Genomic DNA, 21,852 nt, shown 5'->3' with positions numbered 1-21,852 from the left:
TTGCGCATCCGTTGTGACGGGTCACACTAACCCGTCACCCGGTGACGGCCCGCAGCGCTCCGGTCACCACCACCGCGACGGCGACGACCACAAGGAAGGGAGCGCGCAGGAGGAGGGCGACGCCGGCCGCCGCCAGACCCGCGGCGCGCGCGTCGAGCACCAGGCCGCGCCCGTCCCCGAAGGTCTGCAGTGCGGTGAGGGCCGCCAGCAGGGCGATGGGCAGCAGCGCGGCCAGCCGCCGCACGACGGGGCGTTCCAGGAAGCCCGCGGGAACGGACAGGCCCAGCAGTTTCACGGCGTAGCAGCCGAAGGCGGTGACGCCCACGGCGATCCACGTGCTCATCGGTCGGCCTCCTTGCGCCGGGTCGCGGCCAGGACGAGCGGTGCGGCCAGCGCCGCGACCAGGACGGGCACCCCGGCGGGGAGCAGCGGCAGGCACACCAGGGCGAGCGGTACGGCGACCGCTGCCGTGGCCCGCTCGCGGCGGCCCCGCAGCATGGGTGCGAGCAGCGCGAGGAAGACCGCCGGACCGGCGGCGTCCAGGCCCCAGTCGGCCGGGTCGCCGAGCGCGGCTGCGCCGAACGCGCCCAGGAACGTGGTCAGGTTCCACAGCACGTAGAGGGTGGCGCCGGTGACCGTGAAACCCAGCCGGGCGCTCGCCCGGTCAGGCTGCGCCAGGGCGACGGCGGACGTCTCGTCGATCACCCACTGCGCCGCGAAGGGGCGCAGTGCGCGCGGGACGCGCAGCAGTTCGGACAGCCGCAGCCCGTAGAAGGCGTTGCGCACCCCGAGGAAGAGCGCCCCGGCGGCGGCCGCCAGGGGAGCGCCGCCCGCGCCCAGGGCGCCGACGAGCGCGAACTGCGAGGCGCCGGTGAACACCAGCAGGCTGAGCGCGCAGGTCTGCAGCAGGCTCAGGCCGGCCCCGGCCGAGGTCACTCCGAACGCGAAGCCGGACAGGCCGACGGCGACGCCCACTCCCAGGGCGTCGCGGACCACCGCGGAACGCGGCTTGACGGACGGCGGTGGGTGCGGCCGGTGCCGGCCGGCTTCCAAGGGTGCTGCGGTCACCTGCCCGACGCTAGGCCGCGCCCTTGGGGCCGTCTTGTACGTTCTTGCGCTCCCGCTGGTACGCGCCCGGCGGCACCCCCACGATCCGCGTGAAGTGGCGGTTCAGATGGGGCTGGTCGCTGAAGCCCACGGCGACCGCGGCATCGGCCGGTGCCGTCCCGTCGTCCAGCAGCCGCCTCGCGCGCCGGACCCGGGCGTCGGTGAGCCAGGCGTGCGGGGGCATGCCGTACAGGTCGCGGAAGCCGCGCAGCAGCGCGAAGGGACTCGTGCCCAGCCCGGCCGCGAGCTCCGCCAGCGGCGGCGGGTCGGTGAGGCGCGCCTCCAGGATCTGCCGGGCCCGCTCGGCCTTGCGGGCGCCCGCGGTGAGAAGGGCGCGCTCGGGCAGCGTGCCCCCGTGGGCACGCAGCAGCCGGGCGACGGCGAGCCGCATCATGGTGTCGGCGGCGAGCGCGTTGCCCTGGTCGGCCGCCCGCAGCACCTGGGTGACCAGGTGCACGGCGTACGGGTCCTCTGCGACGGCGACGGTGAAGCCCGCCGTCCCGCGGATCGCCGTCGTCTCCGCCGCGACGGAGGCCACGACGTCCGCCCCGGGGTAGAGCACGCTGTACGTCCACCCCTCGGGCACGCCCGCGTGCCCGGTGTGCGCGGTGTCGGGGTTGATCAGTGCCACCGCCCCCGGCCCCGCCCGCTCGATCGTGCCGTGGTGGTGGAAGGCCTCGACTCCCTGGGTGATGCCGGCGATCACGAACGACTCGTGCGTGTGCCGGACGAACGTCTTGCGCACGTACCGTGCCCGCAGGAGATCGACGTCCGGCAGGCCCGGATGCCTCCAGAACCGCGCCCGCTCGTCCGACCCCATCCCGCCATTCTGCGCCGTACCCGCCCTCCGCCCGCCCGCCCTGCCCGGCAAGGACCGCGTGCGCGCACGGAGGGGGGCGGTTTGTCAGTGGGGCGAGGCAGGATGGATGGCATGTCGCGACGGAGCACTGGGGCCACCCCGGAGGAGCGGGATCCGGCGGGGGCCCTCGACGCGTTCGCCCCCGCCACGCGCGCGTGGTTCACGGGGGCCTTCAGCGCGCCCACCGCCGCGCAGGCGGGGGCCTGGCGCGCGATCGCTGGGGGGTCCGACGTGCTCGTGGTGGCCCCCACGGGCTCCGGGAAGACGCTGGCGGCGTTCCTTGCCGCCCTGGACCGGCTGGCGTCGACGCCGCCGCCGGCCGAGGCCAAGCGCCGATGCCGCGTGCTGTACGTGTCCCCCCTGAAGGCGCTCGCCGTCGACGTGGAGCGCAACCTGCGCAGTCCGCTGACCGGCCTGCGGCACGAGTCCGTGCGGCTGGGGCTGCCGGAGCCTGAGGTGCGGGTGGGCATCCGCTCGGGCGACACCCCGGCGGCCGAGCGGCGCGCGCTCGCCACCCGGCCGCCGGACATCCTGATCACGACCCCCGAGTCGCTGTTCCTGATGCTGACCTCCTCGACCCGGGAGTCGCTGCGCGGCGTCGAGACGGTGATCCTCGACGAGGTGCACGCCGTCGCCGGGACGAAGCGCGGTGCGCACCTGGCGCTGTCGCTGGAGCGGCTGGACGAGCTGCTGGAGCGCCCCGCGCGGCGCATCGGCCTGTCGGCGACGGTCCGCCCGGTGGACGAGGTGGCGCGCTTCCTGTCGCCGCAGCGCAAGGTGACGGTCGTCCAGCCCCCGTCGCAGAAGGAGTTCGACCTGTCAGTGGTCGTCCCCGTCGAGGACCTGGGCGAGCTCGGCGGCTCCCCCGCCACCGAGGGCGACGACCCGCGGCCCTCGATCTGGCCGCACGTCGAGGAGCGCATCGCCGACCTGGTGCAGGACCACCGCTCCACGATCGTCTTCGCCAACTCGCGCCGCCTGGCCGAGCGGCTGTGCAACCGGCTCAACGAGATCGCCTACGAACGGGCCATGGGCGAGCCCCTTCCCGAGGGCGCGCCGCCCGCGGAGATCATGGCGCAGTCCGGCGCGGCACGCGGGGCGCCGCCGCTGCTGGCCAGGGCGCACCACGGCTCGGTCTCCAAGGAGCAGCGCGCCCTGGTGGAGGAGGACCTCAAGGCCGGGCGGCTGCCGGCCGTCGTCGCCACGTCCAGCCTGGAGCTGGGCATCGACATGGGCGCGGTGGACCTGGTCGTCCAGGTGGAGTCGCCGCCCTCGGTGGCGTCCGGGCTGCAGCGCGTGGGCCGGGCAGGACACCAGGTGGGGGCGGTCTCGACCGGGGTGGTCTTCCCCAAGTACCGCGGCGACCTCGTGCAGTCGGCGGTGGTCACCGAGCGGATGCGGGAGGGCGCGATCGAGGCGTTGCGCATCCCGGCCAACCCGCTGGACGTCCTGGCGCAGCAACTGGTCGCGATGACGGCGCTGGACGCCTGGGACGTCGACGAACTGCTGGCGGTGGTACGCCGGGCCGCGCCCTTCGCCGCGCTGCCGCACTCGGCGTTCACCGCGGTTCTGGACATGCTGGCCGGGCGCTATCCGTCGGACGCCTTCGCGGAGCTCCGGCCGCGCGTGGTGTGGGACCGGGTGGCGAACACGGTGGCGGCCCGGCCCGGCGCGCAGCGCCTGGCGGTGACCTCGGGCGGCACGATCCCCGACCGCGGGCTGTTCGGGGTGTTCCTGGCCGGCGCCGACCCGAAGAAGGGCGGCGGCCGGGTCGGCGAGCTCGACGAGGAGATGGTCTACGAGTCCCGGGTGGGAGACGTCTTCACCCTGGGCACGACCTCGTGGCGGATCGAGGACATCACCCGCGACCGGGTGCTGGTCTCCCCCGCCCCGGGCGTGCCCGGGCGGCTGCCGTTCTGGAAGGGCGACCAGCTCGGCCGCCCGCTCGAGCTGGGCCGCGCCCTCGGCGCGTTCCTGCGCGAGGTCGCCGCCCTGGACCCGCGCAACGGCCGGGCCCGGCTGGCCGCGGCGGGGCTGGACCCGTGGGCGGTCGACAATGTGCTGGCCTACCTGGAGGAGCAGCGCAAGGCCTGCGGCCATGTGCCCGACGACCGCACCATCGTGGTGGAGCGCTTCCGGGACGAGCTGGGCGACTGGCGGGTGGTCGTCCACTCCCCCTTCGGCGCCCAGGTCCACGCCCCCTGGGCGCTCGCGCTGGGTGCCCGGCTCGGTGAGCGGTACGGCTTCGACGCGCAGGTGATGCACGCCGACGACGGCATCGTGCTGCGTCTGCCGGACGCGGATCTGATGGGCCTGGACCTGCTGGACGTGGACCCGGCGCGGCAGGGCACCGAGTACGACGCCGACCAGTCCCCGGTCGGCGCCGCAGACGTCGCCTTCGACAAGGGCGAGGTCGAGCAGCTCGTCACCGACCAGATCGGCGGTTCCGCGCTGTTCGCGTCCCGGTTCCGGGAGTGCGCGGCCCGTGCGCTGCTGCTGCCCCGCCGGGACCCCGGCAAGCGCACGCCGCTGTGGCAGCAGCGCCAGCGGGCCGCCCAATTGCTCCAGGTGGCCTCGGAGTTCGGTTCGTTCCCGATCGTGCTGGAGGCGGTCCGCGAGTGCCTGCAGGACGTCTTCGACGTCCCCGGGCTGGTCGAGCTGATGGGCGACATCGAGTCCCGCAAGGTGCGGCTGGTCGAGGTGACGACGCCCGAACCGTCGCCGTTCGCCAAGTCGCTGCTCTTCGGCTACGTGGCGCAGTTCCTCTACGAGGGCGACTCGCCGCTGGCCGAGCGGCGCGCCGCGGCGCTCTCGCTGGACTCCCGGCTGCTGGCGGAGCTGCTGGGCCAGGCCGAGCTGCGCGAGCTGCTCGACGCCGACGTGATGGTGGAACTGGAGCAAGAGCTGCAGTGGCTCACCGAGGACCGGCGGATCAAGGGTCCCGAGGGGGTCGCCGACCTACTGCGGCTGCTGGGCCCGCTGGACGACGCCGAGCTGGCCGCGCGCGGAGCGGAACCGGGCTGGGCGGCCGGGCTGGAGGGCGCGCGCCGGGCGATCCGGGTCCGCGTCGCGGGCGTGGACCGCTGGGCCGCCGTGGAGGACGCCGGGCGGCTGCGGGACGCCCTGGGCACCGCCCTGCCGGTCGGTGTGCCGGAGGCCTTCACCGAGCCCGTCAAGGACCCGCTGGCGGATCTGCTGGCCCGCTACGCCCGTACGCACGGGCCGTTCACCTCGGCCGAGGCCGCCCAGCGCTTCGGCCTGGGCACCGCCGTCGCCGACGGCACCCTGCACCGGCTCGCCGCGTCCGGCCGGGTCGTGCAGGGCGAGTTCAGGCCCGGCGGCGCGGGCCACGAGTGGTGCGACGCCGGTGTGCTGCGGCGGCTGCGGCGGCGCTCGCTGGCGGCGCTGCGGCACGAACTGGAACCCGTGCCGCCGGCCACGCTGGCCACCTTCCTGCCGCAGTGGCAGCACGTGGGCACGCACGGCCTGCGCGGCCTCGACGGCCTGGTGCGGGCCGTCGAGCAGTTGCAGGGCGCCGCCGTCCCCGCCTCGGCCCTGGAGAAGCTGGTCCTGCCCGCCCGTGTCGCGGACTACACCCCGGCGATGCTCGACGAGCTGACGTCGGCGGGCGAGATCGTGTGGGCGGGGGCAGGCGCCCTGCAGGGCAAGGACGGCTGGCTGTCGCTGTATCTCGCGGACACCGCACCCCTGTTGCTGCCGCAGCCCCAGCCGCTGGAGCTCTCCCCGGTGCACCACGCGGTCCTGGACGGGCTCTCGGGCGGCTACGGACTGTTCTTCCGGCAGATCTCCGAACAGGTCCGCGCCGCCGGGCACGAACTGTCCGATCCGGAACTGGCCGAGGTGGTCTGGGAGCTGGCCTGGTCGGGCCGGCTGACCAATGACACGCTCGCGCCGCTGCGCGCCCTGCTCGGCTCCGGCCGTACGGCGGGCTCCACCGCGCACCGGGCGCCGCGCGCGGTGCCCCGCGGCCGCTACGGCGCCTTCACGGCCCGCACCGGCCGGCCCGCGCCGCGGGTGACGGCGTCACGGGGCGGGCCGCCGACGACCGCGGGCCGCTGGTCCCTGGTACCGGAGGCGGAGCCCGACGCGACGCACCGGGCGCACGCCCTCACCCACGCGCTGCTGGACCGGCACGGCGTGGTCACCCGGGGGGCGGTGGCCGCCGAGGGTGTGGAGGGCGGCTTCTCCGCCGCGTACCGCGTCCTGTCGGCTTTCGAGGAGACCGGTCAGGCGCGCCGCGGCTACGTCGTGGAGGGGCTGGGCGCGGCCCAGTTCGCCATGGACGGCGCGGTGGACCGCCTGCGGGCCATCAGCAACGCCCGGGACCGCGAGGACGCCCGGCACGACAAGGCCCGCACCGTGGTGCTGGCCGCGGCCGACCCGGCCAACGCCTACGGCGCCGCCCTGCCCTGGCCCGAGCAGCCCGCCGGGGTGACCCACCGGCCGGGACGCAAGGCGGGGGCCCTGGTCGTCCTGGTCGACGGCGAGCTCACGCTGTACGTGGAGCGCGGTGGCAAGACCCTGCTGGCCTGGCCCGGCACCTCCGCGGCGGAGGGCGACGGCCGGGGCGGCGGCGGCGCGGACGAGGAGCGGTTGCAGGCGGCCGCCGACGCGCTCGCCCTGGCTGTGCGTGACGGTGCGCTCGGCCGGCTCACGGTGGAACGCACGAACGGCGAGTCCGCCCTCACCTCGGTGCTCGGCCGGGCCCTGGAGGCGGCGGGCTTCCATGCGACACCCCGCGGCCTGCGGCTGCGGGCCTGAACGGGACAGGGGGATCCGTGCCCGAGGGCGACACGATCTGGCTGGCCGCGCACCGGCTGCACTGGGCGCTGGCGGGGCACGTCCTGCTCCGTGCGGACCTGCGTGTGCCGCGGCTGGCGACGACCGACCTGTCGGGACGCCGCGTGGAGAAGGTCGTGGCCCGCGGCAAGCACCTGCTGATCCGGGTCGAGGGCGGGCTGACCCTCCACTCGCACCTGCGCATGGACGGTTCCTGGCAGTTGTACGCACCCGGTGAGCGCTGGCGGGGCGGTCCCGACCACCAGGTCCGGGCGGTCCTCGCCAACGCCGAGCGGGTCGCGGTCGGCTACCGGCTGCCCGTGCTGGAGCTGCTGCGCACCGCCGAGGAGGACCGGGCCGTCGGCCACCTCGGCCCCGATCTGCTGGGCCCGGACTGGGATCCGGCCGAGGCGCTGCGCCGGCTGACCGCCGACCCGGCCCGGCCGGTCGGGGAGGCGCTGCTGGACCAGCGCAATCTGGCGGGCATCGGCAACGTCTACAAGTGCGAGGTGTGCTTCCTGCGCGGCGTCACGCCCTGGATGCCGGTCGGGGAGGTCCCCGAGCCCGAACGGGTCGTCGAGCTCGCCAGGAAGCTGCTGCAGGCCAACAAGACCCGGCACGGCCACATCACCACCGGCGACACGCGGCGCGGCCGGACACACTGGGTGTACCGCCGGGACCGGCACGGCTGCCTGCGCTGCGGGACGGCGATCCGCGTCGCCGAGCTGGGCCCGCCCGGCCAGACCCGTGCGACGTACTGGTGCCCGCACTGCCAGCGCGGCCCCGCGCCCGCGTCCGCACCGGCGCCGCGGCACACCAATTGACGGACCGTCAGATCAGGCCGTACGGTCGCCGCATGACCGTACCGGCGTACGACCTCACCGGGCGCACCGCTCTGGTCACCGGCGCCGCCAGCGGCATCGGCCGGGCCTCGGCGCTGCTGCTCGCCCAGGCCGGGGCCACCGTGACGTGCGCGGACGTGGACGAGCCGGGCGCCCGGCACACCGCCGGGCTCGCCGTGAAGGCCGGCGGCGCGGCGGAGGCGCGTGCCGTGGACGTCACCGACCGCGCCCAGGTGGCCGAGGCGGTCGCGGCGATCGTGGCCGCCCACGGACGGCTGGACGTCCTGGCCGCCATCGCGGGCGTCATGCACTCCAGTTCCGTCCTGGACACCGACGAGGCCGACCTGGACCGGGTGCTGTCGGTGAACTTCAAGGGGGTGCTGCACTGCGCCCGCGAGGCCGCCCGCCCGATGGCCGAGCGCGGTGCCGGCAGCATCGTCACCATGGCCTCCGGAGCCATCGACACCGGCGCCCGCGGGCTGCTCTGCTACAGCGTCTCGAAGGCCGCCGTCGTCCAGCTGACCCGGACCCTCGCCACGGAGCTGGGACCCCGCGGCGTGCGGGCCAATGCCGTGGCGCCCGGCTTCGTCCGCACGCCGATGACGAGCCACCACGGCACCGGCCCCGACGGCCTCTTCGACGAGCGGGCCCAGGCGCGCGCCGAGGAGGCGCTGGTGCGCGCCGCGCCCCTGGGCCGTGTGGGCGACCCGCAGGACGTGGCGCACACCGTGCTCTTCCTGGCCTCCGACGCCTCAGCCTTCACGACCGGCCAGATCCTGCGCCCCAACGGGGGCGTCGTCATGCCCTGGTAGTGACTGACTTCGCGGACCCGGAAGTCTTCCCGGCAGCCCTCCCGGCGCCGGGCCCTCAACCTCACGGACGGCCGCCGGAGCGGCGGCTGATGATCCCCGTGACCACCTCGCCGTGTGCAGGGGGACGATGCTGAGCCCCCAGCCACCGGCGACGACCAGGCCCTCGAAGGAGCCTGCCTGCGCGGGCTGGGCGATGAGCCTCAGCAGGGCCCACCACCACACCACTCCCGCGACGAAAGCGATCGCCCAGCGGACCGGCCGCCGGGCCCACAGCTCGTGAAACAGGCGGAGAACGTGCATGGCCGCCTCCTTCGGAGCCCCGAGGTTGCGGCGGGTATCACCAGGGACCCAATCCCGGGCTTTCCCCGTACACAGGTGCGATCCCCTTCCGGCAAGATCTCTAGACCTCTGCCGCCCCACCCCGCACGACGTTCACCCAGAAGGAGGACACGTACGGCTACTACCTGCGACATTCCGCCGCCCGAGCGCAACCCAGGGCGACCGGCCCCGATGCTCCCGCCGACGACGCCCCGCCGGCCTAGACGTTCTCGGCCTGGAACATCCAGTGGTGCTTCTCGAGCTCGGCGGCGAGCCCGATCAGGATGTCCTGGCTCACCGGATCGGGCTTCTCCGTCGCCTCGATCCCCTGGCGCACCCGCCTGATCACGGCGTCCAGCGCCACGATCATGACCGAGACCACCTTCTCGTCCTTGATCCAGCCGTCCGGCACCTCGTCGATCCTGCTGCTCTTGGAGACCGTCCCCGCGCGCCCGTCCGGCGTCACCCCGATCGCGGCCGCCCGCTCCGCGACCGTGTCGGCGTAGGTCCGCGCGGTGGTCACCACGTCGTCGAGCTGGAGGTGGACCGACCGGAACCGCGCCCCGACCACGTTCCAGTGCACCTGCTTGGCGACGAGCGACAGGTCGATGAGATCGCTGAGGGTGTGCTGCAGGGCCTCACCGACGGTCTTGCGGTCGGCCTCGGGCAGCGTGCTCTTCACGACGGTCATGCTGCTCCTCCTCGGGAATTGCCTGGCGTCGCAGGACCACCTCCACGGCGGCCCCGCCTCATGAGCGCCTTCCCCGGATCCGCGGACCACACGCGGACACGCCGTGGCCCCGGCCGGTTGCCCACCGGCCGGGGCCACGGTTCGGAACTGCTTGGTGTCGCTCAGGCCGCGACGACGTCCACGGCCTCGGTGGGCGCCTTCGGCGCCTTGATGGTGACCCGCTCGTCCGGACCGGACGGTACGGACGGAACCGCGCCCAGCAGCGGCCGCATAGGCGCGGCTGCCGACCCGACAGCAGCCGACTCGGCGAGTTCGGCAAGCGCCAGATCGTCGCTGACCTCCCGCATCACCTCGGACATCGGGACGTCCAAGGCGTCACAGATCGCGGAGAGCAGTTCGGAGGAAGCCTCCTTCTGCCCTCGTTCGACCTCCGACAGATAGCCCAGGGAGACCCGGGCGGATGAGGAGACCTCACGCAGGGTGCGGCCCTGACGCTGGCGCTGCCGACGCAGCACGTCACCGAGCAGGCGACGGAGCAGAATCATCGGTGGCTCCCTCCTCGGACCGCGAATTCGCAACCTTCTTGCCCCACCGTACCGCCTCCGACACCGGCCGTGCGGGGAGCGATGACGTGTTCACTCAGGGCTGCAAACATCCCTTCCCCCCGCTGTCTTCCCTACCCTTCGCCGTCGGGGATTCGTCGGGTGTTCCCCCGCCCGTCAGGAGCGTCTGCTGCAAGAGGGTCAGAACGGCGTTCACGGTGGTGGTACGGATTTCGGCACGGTCGCCGTTCAACTGCAGTCTCTCGCACCACGAGCCGGTCGGCCCGGCGACCGCCACGAAGACCGTCCCGACCTGCTGTCCGTCCTGCGGGTCCGGGCCGGCGACTCCGGTGGTGGACAGCCCCCAGTCGGCGCGCAGCACGCGCCGCACGCCCTCCGCCATCCCCCGCGCGACGTCGGGGTCGACGGCCCCGCGTTCGGCCAGCAGCGCGCCGTCCACGCCCAGCACGTCCCGCTTCAGTTCGGTGGCGTACGCGGTGACCGAACCGCGGAAGGACCTGGAGGCGCCGGGCACCGAGGTCAGCTCGGCGGCGACCAGGCCACCGGTCAGCGACTCGGCGACGGCGAGCCACTGCTGCCGCCCCTCCAGCAGCCCCAGCACCTCGGCGGCGACGTTCACGCGCCCTGTCCCTGCTCCTCCGGGAACTCCAGCGGGACGTCCTCCGCGAGCGCCCCCTCCTCCTCGTCCGCGCCCTCGCGCGCCCGGCGCACGGCGGCCGCGCGCTGCGCGGCCAGTCCGGCCCGGCGCATGACGACGGCCTGGCGCACGTAGTCCAAGCCCGTCACCACGGTCAGCACCACCGCGGCGCCCATCAGCACCGCCCGCAGCGTCGCCAGCGGCCCGGTGAGGATCAGGATGTACATGCCGACGGCGACGCCCTGGGTGAGCGTCTTCAGCTTGCCGCCCCGGCTGGCCGGGATCACCCCCCAGCGGATCACCCAGAACCGCATCAGCGTGATGCCCAGCTCGCGGAAGAGGATCACCGCGGTGACCCACCAGGGCAGGTCCCCGAGGGCCGAGAGCCCGATCAGCGCCGCGCCCATGATCGCCTTGTCGGCGATCGGGTCGGCGATCTTGCCGAAGTCGGTGACCAGCCCGTAGCGCCGGGCCAGCTCGCCGTCGAAGAGATCGGTGATCATCGCGATGGCGAACGCCGCCCACGCGAAGGAGCGCCACGCCGGGTCGTGCCCGTCGTCGTGCACGAGCAGCACGACGAAGCCCGGCACCAGCAGCAGCCGCACCATCGTCAGGACGTTGGCGATGTTCCACAATGAAGGCCGCCGGACCGCGGCCGCCGGGGCGGCGGGTGCGGACCGGTGGTTGCCGGCGGCGGACGCCGGGACTCCCGTCATCTGCGCGCCTCCTGCGTCGTGCCAAGCGGCTCCGCGACGAGGTCGACGCCTTCGGTGTCCACCACCTTCGCCGCGACGAACGATCCGGGCACCAGGCCCGCGCGGGAGGTCAGGACGACCTGGCCGTCGGTCTCCGGCGCCTGGTGGGCACCGCGGCCGACCGCCCCCTCCTCCTCGTCGACGGAGTCGACCAGCACCTGCACCGTCGAGCCCAGCCGCTCCTCGGCGCGCTGCGCGGTCAGCTCCTCGGCCAGCCGCGAGACCCGGGCCAGCCGCTCGGCGACGACGTCCTCGTCGAGCTTGCCGTCGTAGCCGGCCGCCTCGGTGCCCTCCTCGTCGGAGTAGCCGAAGACGCCGATGGCGTCGAGCCGGGCGGCGCCCAGGAAGCGCTCCAGCTCCTCCAGGTCCGCCGCCGACTCGCCCGGGAAGCCGACGATGAAGTTGGAGCGGACCCCGGCCTCCGGCGCCTTGGAGCGGATGGTGTCGAGCAGCTCCAGGAAGCGCTCGGTGTCGCCGAAGCGGCGCATTGCGCGCAGCACCCCGGGGGCGGAGTGCTGGAAGGACAGGTCGAAGTACGGCGCGACCTTGGGCGTCGAGGTCAGCACGTCGATCAGGCCCGGGCGCATCTCGGCGGGCTGCAGGTAGCTGACCCGGATCCGCTCGATGCCGTCGACGGCGGCCAGTTCCGGCAGCAGCGTCTCCAGCAGCCGGATGTCGCCGAGGTCCTTGCCGTACGAGGTGTTGTTCTCGCTGACCAGCATGACCTCCTTGACGCCCTGCTCGGCCAGCCAGCGCGTCTCGCCGAGCACGTCCGAGGGGCGGCGGGAGATGAAGGAGCCCCGGAAGGACGGGATGGCGCAGAAGGAGCAGCGGCGGTCGCAGCCGGAGGCCAGCTTCACGGAGGCCACCGGGCTGCTGTCCAGGCGGCGGCGGAGCGGTGCGCGCGGCCCGGAGGCGGGCGCGACGCCCTCGGGCAGGTCCGCGGGGGCGGGGACCGGCTCCGTGGCGCTCTGCGCGTGGCCGGGCAGCGCGACCTCGCTCACGGCCTGCCGGGCGGCCGGGCTGACCGGGAGCAGCTTGCGGCGGTCGCGCGGGGTGTGGGAGGCGTGGACACCGCCGGAGAGGATCGTCTGCAGGCGGTCGGAGATGTTCGCGTAGTCGTCGAAGCCGAGCACGCCGTCCGCCTCGGGCAGGGCCTCGGCCAGCTCCTTCCCGTAGCGCTCGGCCATGCAGCCGACCGCGACGACGGCCTGGGTGCGGCCGTGGCCCTTGAGGTCGTTGGCCTCCAGCAGGGCGTCGACGGAGTCCTTCTTGGCGGCCTCGACGAAGCCACAGGTGTTCACGACGGCCACGTCGGCGGCGGCGGCGTCCTCGACGAGCTGCCACCCGTCCGCCGCCAGCCGGCCGGCGAGCTCCTCGGAATCCACCTCGTTACGGGCGCAGCCGAGCGTGACAAGAGCGACGGTACGGGGTTCGGACATAGGCTCAGCCTACTTTGTCCCCGACGGGGCTCCGACGCGCAGCGGCGCCCGGCGCCGGGACGGGTGTCCCGCGCCGGGCGCCGCGGTGTCCGTGCGCGCCCGTGGAACCGGGCGTCACCCTGCTTCCGGGTCGCCGGGGGTGAAGGTGAGGCGCTGGACCTGACCGGGGTCACCCGCGGGCCCGAGGTCCTTGCCGTTGACGAAGAGGTGGACCGCGCCCGCGTTGCCGATGATGAGGTTGATCTTGCTCTTGTCGGTGAAGGTCTTGGAGTCGCCCGGCTCCAGACTGCCCTGGTAGAGCTGCTTTCCGTTGCTGTCCACCGCCTGGATCCAGCTCTTGTCGTTCTGGGCGGTGAGCTTGACCGTGACCTTGTCGGCCGGCGCCGCGGCGATCGCGCTGTCGGACTCCTCGGGCCTCGGCGCGGAGCTCGTGGGGTTGCCGGACGGCTCGGCCGCCGGGCTCGCCGCGCTCGGCTTGCCCGCCACCGGTTCCTTGCCGCCGTCCTCGCCACCGCTGAACAGGGTGAACCCGACGAAACCGATGACGGCGACGATCGCCGCGACCATGGCGGCGGTCCAGTTGGGGCGGCGCGGCTCGGACCTCATCCGCTCCGCCTCGTACAGCGGCGCCACCGGGGTGGGGGCGGGCGCACTGCCGTGCTCCGCCGAGAACTGCTGGATCAGGGCCTCGGGATCGAGGCCCACGGCGCGCGCGAGCGCCCGGATGTGGCCGCGGGCGTACACGTCGCCGCCGCAGCGGGAGAAATCGTCCTGCTCGATCGCGTGCACGATGGGCGGGCGCACACGCGTTGTGGTACTGACCTCGTCGACGGTCAGACCCGCGGCGATGCGGGCCTGGGCGAGGGCGCGACCGACCGAGAGCCGGTCGTCGGGGGGCGGGTTGCCGATGGACACGGGGGCGCCTTTCGAGCGTGCAGCCACCTGCTGGAGACTCAGTCTAGGGGGGTGTGCAAAAGGACGGGCAAGCGGGCGGGCGTTGTTTGTCCGCCATCAGGATTGCCGTCTTTCCCGGCGCCGATGACAGTCGGCCATACGCCTTCCCCCTGCACTAACTTGACGTACGGGCGGGAGCAACGGTTGCGTCCAACCCACTTACGAGTGAGCCACGGAATGGCTACGAACCGGCCTCGCCCCGGAGCAGGGCGAGCACTCCGTCCATCTCGTCCGGCTTGACCAGTACGTCACGGGCCTTCGACCCCTCGCTGGGCCCGACGATCCCGCGCGATTCCATCAGGTCCATGAGCCTGCCCGCTTTCGCGAAGCCGACACGCAGTTTCCGCTGGAGCATCGAAGTCGAGCCGAACTGCGTGGAGACGACCAGTTCCGCGGCCTGGCACAACAGGTCCAGGTCGTCGCCGATCTCCTCGTCGATCTCCTTCTTCGGGCCCGAGCCGACGACCACGTCGTCACGGTAGGCGGGGGTCAACTGCGCCTTGCAGTGGGCGACGACGGCGTGGATCTCGTCCTCGGTGACGAAGGCGCCCTGCATGCGGACCGGCTTGTTCGCGCCCATCGGCAGGAACAGCCCGTCACCCTTTCCGATCAGCTTCTCGGCGCCGGCCTGGTCGAGGATGACCCGGCTGTCGGCGAGCGACGAGGTCGCGAAGGCCAGCCTGGAGGGCACGTTGGCCTTGATGAGACCCGTGACGACGTCCACGCTGGGCCGCTGGGTGGCCAGCACGAGGTGGATGCCGGCGGCCCGGGCGAGCTGGGTGATGCGGACGATCGCGTCCTCGACGTCCCGTGGCGCGACCATCATCAGGTCGGCGAGCTCGTCCACGATCACCAGCAGGTAGGGGTAGGGCGCGAGCTCCCGCTCGCTGCCCTCCGGCGGCTTCACCTTGCCCGAGCGCACCGCCGCGTTGAAGTCGTCGATGTGCCGGAAGCCGTAGGCGGCGAGGTCGTCGTAGCGCAGGTCCATCTCGCGCACGACCCACTGCAGCGCCTCGGCGGCCCGCTTGGGGTTGGTGATGATCGGCGTGATGAGGTGCGGGACGCCCTCGTACGCGGTCAGCTCGACGCGCTTGGGGTCGACCAGCACCATCCGCACCTCGTCGGGCGTGGCGCGCGCCAGGATCGAGGTGATCAGGCAGTTGATGCAGGAGGACTTGCCGGATCCGGTGGCGCCCGCGACGAGGATGTGCGGCATGCGCGCGAGGTTGGCCATGACGTAGCCGCCCTCGACGTCCTTGCCGAGGCCCACCGTCATCGGGTGCTCCTCGCCGGCGGCCTCCGCCGAGCGCAGCACGTCGCCGAGGTTGACCATCTCCCGGTCGCTGTTGGGGATCTCGATGCCCACCGCCGACTTGCCGGGGATCGGGCTGATGATCCGCACGTCCGGACTGGCCACGGCGTACGCGATGTTCTTGGCGAGGGCGGTGATCCGCTCGACCTTGACGGCCTGGCCGAGTTCCACCTCGTAACGGGTCACCGTCGGACCCCGCGTGAAGCCGGTGACCCGTGCGTCCACCTTGAACTGCGAGAAGACGCTCGTCAGCGACTCGACCACGGCGTCGTTGGCGGCGCTACGGGTGCGTCCTGGACCGCCGCGCTCCAACAGGTCCAGGGACGGCAGGCCGTAGGTGACGTCGCCGGACAACTGGAGCTGCTCGGCGCGCGGCGGCAGCGGCGGGCCCTGCTCGGGCGCCGCGCGCTTGGTGAGGTCGGGCACGGACCGGTCGGCGGAGTCCTCGGCGGCGGCCTCCCCGGTGTCCCGGGCCTGCGGCAGGGAGTGGCTGACGAGGTCCGCGACGACGGAGGAGCCGGGCACGCCGTAGGCGAGGGCGCCGTCGAGGTCGGCGGCCACGCCGTAGGCGAGGTCGACCGCGTCCAGTCCGTCGCTGGGCCTGAGATCGGGCAGTTCCGGCCGCTCCTCGCGGCGCCTGGACCGGCGGCGCGACTTCTCCCCGCCGTCCTGCGGGGCGGTCTCCTCCTCCAGCAGGTCGCTGAACGGCACGGCGTCGTCCTCGGTCCCGGCGCTGCCCTGGTCCTCCACCAGGCCCAGCCGGATGCCGAGTTCGCGCAGCCGCCGGGGGATGGCGTTGACCGGGGTCGCGGTGGTGACCAGCAGCCCGAAGAAGGTGAGCAGCGCCAGCAGCGCCACCGCCAGCGGTGCGCCGACGGTGTAGTCGAGCGGCGCGGACGCCGCCCAGCCGATCAGGCCGCCCGCGTCGCGGATCGCGTCGGCGCCCTGCCCGCGGCCGGGGGAACCGCAGCCGATGTGCACCAGGCCCAGTACACCGACGGCGAGGGTGGTCAGGCCGATGACGATGCGCCCGTTGGCGTCGGACTTCTGCGGGTGGCGCATCAGCCGCCAGACGACGGCACCGACGAGGAACGGCACGAGCAGGTCCAGCCGCCCGAACAGCCCGGTGATCAGTATCTCGACCAGATCGCCCACCGGACCGCGCAGGTCCGACCACGTGCCGGTGGCGACGACCAGCGCGAGGCCGAGCAGCAGCAGCGCCAGGCCGTCCTTGCGGTGCGCCGGGTCGAGCCCGCGCGCGCCGCGCCCGACGCCGCGGAAGAGGGCGCCCACGGTGTGCGCCAGGCCGAGCCAGACCGCTCGCGCGAGCCGGTAGACGCCGCCGGTCGGGGACGGCGCGGGCTTCGGCGCGGGTTTGGCCGCCGCCGCCTTGGCAGGCGGCTTCTTGGCCGCCGCCTTCTTCGCGGGGGCCTTCTTCGCCGCGGGCTTGGCCGCAGGTTTGGCGGCAGCCTTCTTGGCGGTGCCGGACGTACGTGAGGCCATGGTGGTGAGGTTACCGTTCCGCCCCGTGCACGACACGCGTGGCCACGCATACCGCCATTCGTGTCGTGCCCCTGTTGCGCCATGGATGACACTGCATCAAGTGGCGCACACGCTTCACTCTTGCGGGGGAATCTTCTTGTCGCCGCCGCCCGTGCCCGGCTCCAGCGCGTCCAGCGCGCGGCGCAGGCCGGTCAGCTTCCGCTCCAGATGGGCGGCCGTGGCCACCGCCGCCGCGTCCGCGGACTCGTCGAGCTGCTTGGACAGCGCCTCCGCCTGCTCCTCCACCGCGGCGAGCCGTGCGGAGAGCTCGGCGAGCAGGCCCACGGGCTCCTTGGCGCCGTTGCCGCCCTGCCGCGCGCCCTGTTCCAGCTGCAGCCGGAGCAGGGCGGCCTGCTCGCGCAACTGGCAGTTCTTCATGTAGAGCTCGACGAAGACCGAGACCTTGGCGCGCAGCACCCACGGGTCGAAGGGCTTGGAGATGTAGTCCACCGCGCCGGCCGCGTAGCCGCGGAAGGTGTGGTGCGGCCCGTGGTTGATGGCGGTCAAGAAGATGATCGGGATGTCGCGGGTGCGTTCGCGCCGCTTGATGTGCGCCGCGGTCTCGAACCCGTCCATGCCCGGCATCTGGACGTCGAGCAGGATCACCGCGAAGTCGTCGGTCAGCAGCGCCTTGAGCGCTTCCTCCCCGGACGATGCCCGCACCAGGGTCTGATCGAGCGCGGAGAGGATGGCCTCCAGCGCCAGCAGATTCTCCGGCCGGTCATCGACCAGGAGGATCTTGGCCTTCTGCACCATGGCCCGCCCTCCTCGCCCCGGCACTGCACCGGTCGCCGCCCCCATGGACGACTCCTGAGTGCCGCCCGTCCTTGTGCCGGTCATGGTAGCCGCACCCCGCTGTCCGCCACACCCTGTCACCGCCATGTCACTGTGCACGTAGCAGAAACGCAAGCGGAGACCAGAAGGTTCCCAGAATCCCGCACTCTCACACCTCTTCACACACGCCGAGTCATGGGCGTTCACCGTCCATTGCCCGGCCGCTCACCCAACGTGGCGTCACCTGGACTGCATCCACTGCTCCATCACCGCGAGGAGGTGGTCGGTGTCCACCGGCTTGGCGACGTAGTCGGACGCCCCGGACTCGATGCTCTTCTCGCGGTCGCCCTTCATCGCCTTCGCCGTCAGCGCGATGATCGGCAGCCCCGCGAACTGGGGCATCCTGCGGATCGCGGCCGTGGTCGCATAGCCGTCCATCTCGGGCATCATGATGTCCATCAGGACGACCGCGACGTCGTCGTGCTGCTCCAGGACCTCGATCCCCTCCCGGCCGTTCTCGGCGTACAGCACGGTCAGCCCGTGCTGCTCCAGCACGCTGGTGAGGGCGAAGACATTGCGGATGTCGTCGTCCACGATGAGCACCTTCTCACCGCTGAACCCGCCCGCGAAGCCGGTGTAGGCGTCGCTGTGCGCCCCCTCCACCCACGACTCGGGCAGCGCGGCGCGCGCCACCGGCCCGGCGGCCGCGGCGGGCCGCGGTGCCGCGGAACGCCGGCGCAGCCGGGCCAGGCTGCTGCCCGCGCCCCGGCCGCGCACGGCCACGTGACCGTGGGCCGGGACGTGGAACGGCTCGGCCGGCGCCCCCTCGAGCTCCACGGCCTCGCCGCCGGGGAGCTGCGGGTAGCCCTGGGGCGGCAGTTCGGTGGTGTTGAGCGGCAGGTAGAGGGTGAAGGTCGAGCCGCGGCCGGGCTGGCTGTCGGCGTGGATCTCGCCGCCGAGCAGCCGGGCGATCTCCCGGCTGATGGACAGGCCCAGGCCCGTGCCGCCGTACTTGCGGCTGGTGGTGCCGTCCGCCTGCTTGAAGGCCTCGAAGATGACCCGCATCTTGCTCGCCGCGATGCCGATGCCCGTGTCGGTCACCGAGAAGGCGATCAGCGGCTCGTCCGCGCCCCGCAGCGAGCCGGACTCCAGCAACTGCTCCCGGATGGCCTGCGGCACGTCGGGACCGGCCGGGCGGATGACCAGCTCGACCGAACCGCTGTCGGTGAACTTCACCGCGTTCGACAGCAGGTTGCGCAGCACCTGCAGCAGCCGCTGCTCGTCGGTGTGGAGCGTGGCGGGCAGCTCCGGGGAGACCCGTACGGAGAAGTCCAGGCCCTTCTCCGCGGTGAGCGGGCGGAACGTCGCCTCCACGTAGTCGACCAGCTGGACCAGGGCGATGCGGGTCGGGCTGACGTCCATCTTGCCCGCCTCGACCTTGGACAGGTCCAGGATGTCGTTGATGAGCTGCAGCAGGTCGGAGCCGGCGCCGTGGATCGTCTCGGCGAACTCGACCTGCTTCGGCGACAGGTTGCCCTCGGCGTTGTCCGCGAGCAGCTTGGCCAGGATGAGCAGCGAGTTCAGCGGGGTGCGCAGCTCGTGCGACATGTTGGCCAGGAACTCGGACTTGTAGCGCATCGAGACGGCCAGCTGCTCGGCGCGCTCCTCCAGGACCTGCCGGGCCTCCTCGATCTCGGTGTTCTTCACCTCGATGTCCCGGTTCTGGCGGGCCAGCAGCTCCGCCTTCTCCTCCAGCTCCGTGTTGGACATCTCCAGCTGCTTCTGCCGGTTCTCCAGCTCCGCCGAGCGCTCCCGCAGCTGTTCGGTCAGCTCCTGCGACTGCTCCAGCAGGTACTCGGTCTTGGTGTTCACGCTGATGGTGTTCACGCTGACCGCGATCATGTCGGTGATCTGGCCGAGGAAGTCCTTCTGGATCTGCGTGAGCGGCTGGAAGGAGGCCAGCTCCATCACACCCAGCACCCGGTCCTCGAACACCACCGGCAGCACGATGACGTGGGCCGGCGGCGCCTCGCCGAGCCCGGAGGAGATCCTCAGGTAGCCCGGCGGGACGTCCTCCACCAGGATCGAGCGCTTCTCGACCGCCGCCGTGCCGATCAGTCCCTCGCCGGGCAGGAACACCGTCGGCATCGTGCGCTTGGAGAAGCCGTACGAGCCGGACAGCCGCAGCTCGTAGCCCTCCTCGATCTCCTCCCCGCCGGCCGGCTCCTCCGCGATGAAGAAGGCGCCGTGCTGGGCGGAGACCACCGGGGTCAGCTCGCTCATGATGAGCGCCGCCACGTCGTTGAGGTCGCGGCGGCCCTGCATCAGACCGGAGATGCGGGCGAGGTTGCCCTTGAGCCAGTCCTGCTCCTTGTTGGCGAGCGTGGTCTCGCGGAGTCGGACGATCATGGTGTTGATGTAGTCCTGGAGCTCCAGGATCTCGCCCGCCGCGTCCACGTCCGTGCGGATGTTGAGGTCGCCGCGGGTCACCGCGGTGGCCACCTGGGCGATGTTGCGCACCTGACGGGTCAGGTTGTTCGCCATCAGGTTCACCGACTCGGTGAGGTCCTTCCAGATGCCGGACACGCCCGGCACGCGCGCCTGGCCGCCCAGACGGCCCTCGGTGCCCACCTCGCGGGCCACGCGGGTCACCTGGTCACCGAAGGCAGACAGCTGGTCGACCATCGTGTTGATGGTCGTCTTCAGCTCCAGGATCTCGCCGTGCGCGTCGACGTCGATCTTCTTGGACAGGTCGCCGCGGGCGACCGCGGTGGTGACCATGGCGATGTTGCGGACCTGGCCGGTCAGGTTGGAGGCCATGTTGTTCACCGACTCGGTGAGGTCCTTCCACGAGCCGGACACACCCGGCACGCGCGCCTGGCCGCCGAGGATGCCGTCGGTGCCCACCTCGCGGGCCACCCGGGTCACCTCGTCACCGAAGGCGGAGAGCGTGTCCACCATCGTGTTGATGGTCTCGGCGAGCTGGGCGACCTCGCCGCGCGCCTCGACGGTGATCTTCTTGGTGAGGTCGCCGTTGGCGACGGCGGTGGCGACGGAGGAGATCGAACGCACCTGGCTGGTCAGGTTGTTGGCCATCAGGTTGACGTTGTCGGTGAGGTCCTTCCAGATGCCGGAGACGTCCCGCACCCGGGCCTGACCGCCCAGCTGGCCCTCGGTGCCCACCTCGCGGGCCACCCGGGTCACCTCGTCGGCGAACGCGGACAGCTGGTCCACCATCGTGTTGACGGTGGTGACCAGGGCGAGGATCTCGCCCTTGGCGTCGACGGTGATCTTCTTCGACAGGTCGCCCTGGGCGACCGCGGTGGTGACCTCGGCGATGTTGCGGACCTGCATCGTCAGGTTGTTCGCCATGAAGTTGACGGACTGCGTCAGGTCCTTCCAGGTGCCCGAGACGCCCTTCACCTCGGCCTGGCCGCCCAGGATGCCCTCGGTGCCCACCTCGCGGGCGACCCGGGTCACCTGCTCGGCGAAGGACGAGAGCTGGTCGACCATCGTGTTGAGGACGTTCTTGAGCTCCAGGATCTCGCCGCGCGCGTCGACGTCGATCTTCTGGGACAGGTCACCGCGGGCCACCGCGGTCGCCACCTGGGCGATGTTGCGGACCTGTGCGGTCAGGTTGCCCGCCATGCCGTTCACGGAGTCGGTGAGGTCACGCCACACACCAGCGACGCCCGGCACCTGCGCCTGGCCGCCCAGCCGGCCCTCGGTGCCCACCTCACGGGCCACCCGGGTCACCTGCTCGGCGAACGAGGAGAGCTGGTCGACCATCGTGTTGATGGTGTTCTTCAGCTCCAGGATCTCGCCGCGCGCGTCGACGTCGACCTTCTGGGACAGGTCACCGCGGGCCACCGCGGTCGTCACCTGGGCGATCTGGCGGACCTGCGAGGTGAGGTTGCCCGCCATGAAGTTGACGGAGTCCGTCAGCTCCTTCCACACGCCGCTCACGCCGTCGACGCGGGCCTGACCGCCGAGGCGGCCCTCCGTGCCCACGTCCCGGGCCATGCGGGTGACCTGCCCGGCGAACGAGGAGAGCTGGTCCACCATGCGGTTGACGGTGTTCTTCAGCTCCAGCATCTCGCCGGAGACGTCCACCGTGACCTTCTGCGACAGGTCGCCGTTGGCGACCGCCGTCGTCACCTGCGCGATGTTGCGGACCTGGCCGGTCAGGTTGCGGAACGCGGTGTTCACCGAGTCCGTCAGGTCCTTCCACAGACCCGCCGCACCCGGCACCTGCGCCTGGCCGCCGAGTTCACCCTCGACGCCGACCTCGCGCGCCACCCGGGTCACCTCGGCGCCGAAGGCCGACAACTGGTCGACCATCGTGTTCACGGTGTTCTTCAGCTCCAGCATCTCGCCGGAGACGTCCACCGTGACCTTCTGCGACAGGTCGCCGTTGGCGACCGCCGTCGTCACCTGCGCGATG

15 protein-coding genes are annotated in these 21,852 nt (G+C 72.7%); 3 read left to right on the top strand and 12 right to left on the bottom strand.

Features of this window, described 5'->3' with window-relative positions; genetic code table 11:
* Positions 1-34: 34 nt before the first annotated feature.
* From ACFYYN_RS37505 to ACFYYN_RS37495, 3 genes are read right to left on the bottom strand one after another with little or no spacing between them, the layout of a single operon-like run.
* A complete protein-coding gene (locus ACFYYN_RS37505; RefSeq protein ID WP_499514368.1) occupies positions 35-343 on the bottom strand; it encodes an AzlD domain-containing protein in 309 nt (102 codons plus the stop codon).
* Positions 340-1,068, bottom strand: coding sequence for an AzlC family ABC transporter permease (locus tag ACFYYN_RS37500; protein ID WP_500549309.1), 729 nt, complete (start codon positions 1,066-1,068; stop codon positions 340-342). The genes ACFYYN_RS37505 and ACFYYN_RS37500 overlap by 4 nt, the downstream gene beginning before the upstream one ends.
* 10 nt (positions 1,069-1,078) lie before the next feature.
* The gene (locus ACFYYN_RS37495) at positions 1,079-1,927 is read right to left on the bottom strand and encodes an AraC family transcriptional regulator (RefSeq protein ID WP_500549308.1); all 849 of its coding nucleotides are present in this window, start codon (positions 1,925-1,927) and stop codon (positions 1,079-1,081) included.
* Between the two features lie 111 nt (positions 1,928-2,038).
* On the opposite strand from ACFYYN_RS37495, the gene ACFYYN_RS37490 reads away from it, so the two are divergent.
* Genes ACFYYN_RS37490 through ACFYYN_RS37480 form a run of 3 tightly spaced genes read left to right on the top strand, consistent with a single transcriptional unit; the run spans position 2,039 to position 8,420 of the window.
* Positions 2,039-6,748 (top strand): ATP-dependent helicase, encoded by a 4,710-nt coding sequence (locus ACFYYN_RS37490; protein WP_500549307.1) that lies wholly within the window; start codon positions 2,039-2,041, stop codon positions 6,746-6,748.
* Positions 6,749-6,765: 17 nt separating this feature from the next.
* Entirely contained in the window at positions 6,766-7,590 is an 825-nt protein-coding gene (locus tag ACFYYN_RS37485; RefSeq protein ID WP_500549306.1) for a DNA-formamidopyrimidine glycosylase family protein, read from the top strand.
* 32 nt (positions 7,591-7,622) lie between these two features.
* On the top strand, positions 7,623-8,420 hold the full coding sequence (locus ACFYYN_RS37480) for an SDR family NAD(P)-dependent oxidoreductase (protein WP_500549305.1): 798 nt from the start codon (positions 7,623-7,625) through the stop codon (positions 8,418-8,420).
* A 538-nt stretch (positions 8,421-8,958) separates the two neighbouring features.
* Here ACFYYN_RS37480 and ACFYYN_RS37475 read toward each other — a convergent pair.
* The 9 genes from ACFYYN_RS37475 to ACFYYN_RS37435 form a co-directional block, all read right to left on the bottom strand.
* Entirely contained in the window at positions 8,959-9,429 is a 471-nt protein-coding gene (locus ACFYYN_RS37475) for a Dps family protein (protein ID WP_500329082.1), read from the bottom strand.
* A 161-nt stretch (positions 9,430-9,590) separates the two neighbouring features.
* Positions 9,591-9,974 carry a helix-turn-helix domain-containing protein gene (locus tag ACFYYN_RS37470; protein WP_018561778.1) on the bottom strand — a complete coding sequence of 128 codons (384 nt, stop codon included), beginning with the start codon at positions 9,972-9,974 and terminating at the stop codon, positions 9,591-9,593.
* Between the two features lie 94 nt (positions 9,975-10,068).
* Positions 10,069-10,611, bottom strand: a complete 543-nt coding sequence (locus tag ACFYYN_RS37465; protein WP_500329083.1) for a CinA family protein — start codon at positions 10,609-10,611, stop codon at positions 10,069-10,071.
* Positions 10,608-11,345 (bottom strand): CDP-diacylglycerol--glycerol-3-phosphate 3-phosphatidyltransferase, encoded by a 738-nt coding sequence (pgsA, locus tag ACFYYN_RS37460; RefSeq protein ID WP_499514360.1) that lies wholly within the window; start codon positions 11,343-11,345, stop codon positions 10,608-10,610. Before pgsA ends, ACFYYN_RS37465 begins: the two co-directional genes overlap by 4 nt.
* Positions 11,342-12,826, bottom strand: coding sequence for a 30S ribosomal protein S12 methylthiotransferase RimO (gene rimO / locus ACFYYN_RS37455; RefSeq protein ID WP_500329085.1), 1,485 nt, complete (start codon positions 12,824-12,826; stop codon positions 11,342-11,344). The genes pgsA and rimO overlap by 4 nt, the downstream gene beginning before the upstream one ends.
* Before the next feature lie 114 nt (positions 12,827-12,940).
* Complete coding sequence (locus ACFYYN_RS37450; RefSeq protein ID WP_500329086.1) at positions 12,941-13,741, bottom strand: helix-turn-helix domain-containing protein; 801 nt, start codon at positions 13,739-13,741, stop codon at positions 12,941-12,943.
* A gap of 220 nt (positions 13,742-13,961) precedes the next feature.
* Positions 13,962-16,595: a DNA translocase FtsK gene (locus tag ACFYYN_RS37445; protein WP_500329087.1), complete on the bottom strand. Its 2,634-nt coding sequence runs from the start codon at positions 16,593-16,595 to the stop codon at positions 13,962-13,964.
* Positions 16,596-16,709: 114 nt separating this feature from the next.
* Entirely contained in the window at positions 16,710-17,390 is a 681-nt protein-coding gene (locus ACFYYN_RS37440) for a response regulator (RefSeq protein ID WP_431965404.1), read from the bottom strand.
* Between the two features lie 258 nt (positions 17,391-17,648).
* Positions 17,649-21,852: HAMP domain-containing protein (locus tag ACFYYN_RS37435; protein WP_500549304.1), on the bottom strand; the 4,204-nt coding region annotated here is incomplete at its 5' end.

This window comes from Streptomyces sp. NPDC001902, assembly GCF_042891295.1.
GTDB lineage: Bacteria > Actinomycetota > Actinomycetes > Streptomycetales > Streptomycetaceae > Actinacidiphila.
This window is presented reverse-complemented; position numbering and strand designations above follow the sequence as displayed.